The 3,307-nt window shown below is 33.9% G+C and carries 2 protein-coding genes and 1 pseudogene; all 3 read left to right on the top strand.

Going from position 1 to position 3,307, the window contains the following annotated elements; all coding sequences use genetic code 11:
• The first annotated feature begins 585 nt into the window (after positions 1–585).
• Complete coding sequence (locus tag E4T68_RS08585; protein WP_135125993.1) at positions 586–2,154, top strand: ABC transporter substrate-binding protein/permease; 1,569 nt, start codon at positions 586–588, stop codon at positions 2,152–2,154.
• 1 nt (position 2,155) lies between these two features.
• Positions 2,156–2,893 (top strand): amino acid ABC transporter ATP-binding protein, encoded by a 738-nt coding sequence (locus E4T68_RS08580; protein ID WP_135125991.1) that lies wholly within the window; start codon positions 2,156–2,158, stop codon positions 2,891–2,893.
• A 209-nt stretch (positions 2,894–3,102) separates the two neighbouring features.
• Positions 3,103–3,307, top strand: a pseudogene (locus E4T68_RS08575) (hypothetical protein); the annotation flags it as partial.

The following is a 3,307-nucleotide window of genomic DNA, read 5'->3' as shown; positions in this document are numbered from 1 at the left end:
CCGTGGAAACTGGCATCTTTCAAACGCTATCTCAAGAGTATTGGAAAAACTCTTGAAGAGTATCAAGACAACAAGCTTGCTTGATACTTTAATAGCATACATTATTTTGCCCTATAAGTGCAATGATTTTTTTTAAAATCATTGCACTTATAGTGGCCCACATTTTGGGACATTTTCATTTTCGATTGACATGCTATTTTTTGAAAAACATTAGCGAAATATATATTTTTTAACAGCACATGATACCAAATATTTTTAACCTAAACATAGTGTTTATATATGCTACTCAACAAGGTAAAGATTTAGCGTTCTTTTTGAACATTAGTTATGACAAGATATATGTTATACTTAATTTTCTACGTGTAATCTGATACGTTTGATAGTGATTTATATTTTAATTGGCTGCTTAAACTGTATCTGTTTTTAAAGAACGTTTGTAAGAAATGAGCAGAATAAGCGAGTTAAAAATAATAAAACGATTAAAAAACGATGAAAAAACTTGTGGAGAAGCAGTTGCTAAACTTGTGAAATAATGTTAAACTGTGTAACAGATTTAAAATGAAAAAGAAGAGAGAGTTGATAAAAATGAAGAAATGGCTTTTTGGGCTAGTGGCATGTCTTATGGTGATACTAGGTGCTTGCCAAACACAAACAGCTCAAACAGAACAAGTATTTCGAGTAGGAATGGAAGCTAATTATGCTCCATATAATTGGACACAAACACAAAGTGGTAAAGATACTGCCCCCATTGAGAATACCGGGGAATTTGCAGGGGGCTATGACGTTGCCATTGCACAGAAGATAGCAGATAAGCTAGGGAAAAAATTAGTCATTGTTAAAACAGAATGGGACGGACTTATTCCTTCGCTGCAAGCTGGAAAAATAGATGCTATTATTGCAGGAATGTCACCTACAGCAGAAAGGAAACAAGAAATAGATTTTACAGATAGCTATTACATGTCAACACTTGTATTAGTGATAAGAAAAGACGGTGCATACGCTAATGCACATTCCTTGAAAGATTTTTCAGGAGCTAGAGTAACAGGACAATTAGGCACATTACATTATGACCTATTAGATCAAATGAAAACGGCAAGTAAGCAAGAGGCGATGTCTGATTTTTCAGCCATGCGTGTTGCTTTAGAAAGTGGGAAAATAGATGCTTACATTTCAGAAAAATCTACAGCTATTGATGTGGTTGGTGCAAATAATCAATTAAAGATGATAGAGTTCAAAGACAATAACGGCTTTGTAGTTAGCGAGGAAGATGTTGCAACGTCTATTGGTTTGCCTAAAAATAGTGAGTTAACAGAAAAAATAAATACTATTTTAAAACAAATTTCTCCAAGTGAACGTGAGGATTTAATGAAACAGGCTATTCGTGGCGAAACAACGCAGGAAAGTCAACATTTCTTTATGGATATGTGGATTGTACTGAAAAAGAATTGGCCACAATTAGTTGACGGAGCAACTAAGACTTTATATATTTCTTTAATTGGAACAATAATTGGACTATTCATTGGACTATGTATTGGTATCATCAGAACAATACCTAGACCAAAAGAAAAAGGGAAAAATTTGGTATTATCACTAGTCAATGGTTTGTTAAGTGTATATATTGAAATCTTTAGGGGTACACCTATGATTGTACAAGCTATGGTTGTGTATTACGGTTCAGCACTATTATTTGGATTTGATATGGATAGATTAGTTGCAGCTTTACTTATTGTTTCAATAAATACTGGAGCGTATATGTCAGAAGTGGTTCGAGGTGGCATTATTTCTATTGATAAAGGACAATTTGAGGCAGCTCAAGCTATTGGTATGACACATTTGCAAACTATGCGATACGTTGTTTTACCTCAAGTATTGAAAAATATTTTACCGGCAACTGGAAACGAGTTTGTTATTAATATTAAAGATACGTCTGTCTTAAATGTTATTGGAGTGACCGAACTATTCTTTGTTACACGCTCAATAGCAGGACGAAATTATCAATTTTTCCAAACATTTTTAGTCACATGTGTGTTTTACTTTGTGATGACATTTACTGTAACACGCTTGCTTCGCTTTATTGAAAAGCGTCTGTCAGGAAAAAGCACAGACAATTTAGCTAGTGGGCAAATGCAAGTTGCAGAAATTAAGGAGACATAATATGGAAACAGTTATTGACATTAAACATTTAAACAAATCATTTGGTCAACGAGAAGTATTATCTGATATTAACTTTTCTGTAAGACAAGGTGAAGTGTCTTGTTTAATTGGTTCGTCTGGTTCAGGAAAATCCACATTATTGAGATGCATTAATTTGTTAGAAACACCTTCAGCGGGAGAAATTTTCTATCGTGGAGAGAACATTTTGGACGGGCAACATGACATTTTAACCTATCGAACACATTTAGGCATGGTTTTCCAACAATTCAATTTGTTTGAAAACTTAAACGTGTTAGACAACTGCACAATTGGACAAATTAAAGTATTAAAAAAAGACAAAGAAACGGCTGAAAAACTGGCAAGACACTTTTTAGAAGAAGTTGGTATGGCAGATTTTGCACAGGCAAGAGTGACGCAACTATCAGGTGGACAGAAACAAAGAGTGGCTATTGCAAGAGCCTTGGCTATGGAGCCAGATGTCCTATTATTTGATGAACCGACATCAGCATTAGATCCTGAAATGGTTGGTGAAGTGTTACGTGTCATGAAAGATTTAGCTAAAAGAGGTATGACGATGTTAGTTGTCACACATGAAATGGATTTTGCTAGAGATGTAGCAGATCATGTTGTATTCATGGATAAAGGATTGATTGTTGAAGAAGGTGCTCCTCAAGATATTTTCAATAATCCAAAAGAAGAAAGAACACGTGCATTCCTAAGTAGAGTACTAACGAATTAAAACTCTTGGAAAATAGTCTAAAGTGATACTTTTAAAATTGCGAGAAATCAATGTTTATAATCGTTGATTTCTCGCGGTCTTTTTTTGGGTGTACAATAAATCGTGTTGGTGAACAAAAAAGTTCGCCAACACGATTATTTTTTTATAGAAAAAAGTGAAGCAAACCAGTAAACTATAAGTTGAGAGAAAATAGTAAAGAGGTGCTTCACATGGATAAGAATACCAGAAAATTATTGAAATTGGAAGAAGAATTTGAATTTCCAGAAAATTGGCTAACTCAAGACGTGCAACATCATATTAAATATCATATTATTCATGCCAGCTGGGAAAGAAAAATAGAAAAATGTCATCATTGTGGGCATAATCAACTGATTCGTTATGGGAGTTATTTAAGAAAAATAAAATTATTACCTA

The organism is Granulicatella sp. WM01, assembly GCF_004570605.1.
In the GTDB taxonomy this organism is placed as follows: Bacteria; Bacillota; Bacilli; order Lactobacillales; family Aerococcaceae; genus WM01.
This window is presented reverse-complemented; position numbering and strand designations above follow the sequence as displayed.

Bases quoted from the DNA above. Each gene is read 5' to 3' on its own strand.
- E4T68_RS08585 (WP_135125993.1), top strand. From the start codon at position 586: ATGAAGAAATGGCTTTTTGGGCTAGTGGCATGTCTTATGGTGATACTA.
- E4T68_RS08580 (WP_135125991.1), top strand. From the start codon at position 2,156: ATGGAAACAGTTATTGACATTAAACATTTAAACAAATCATTTGGTCAA.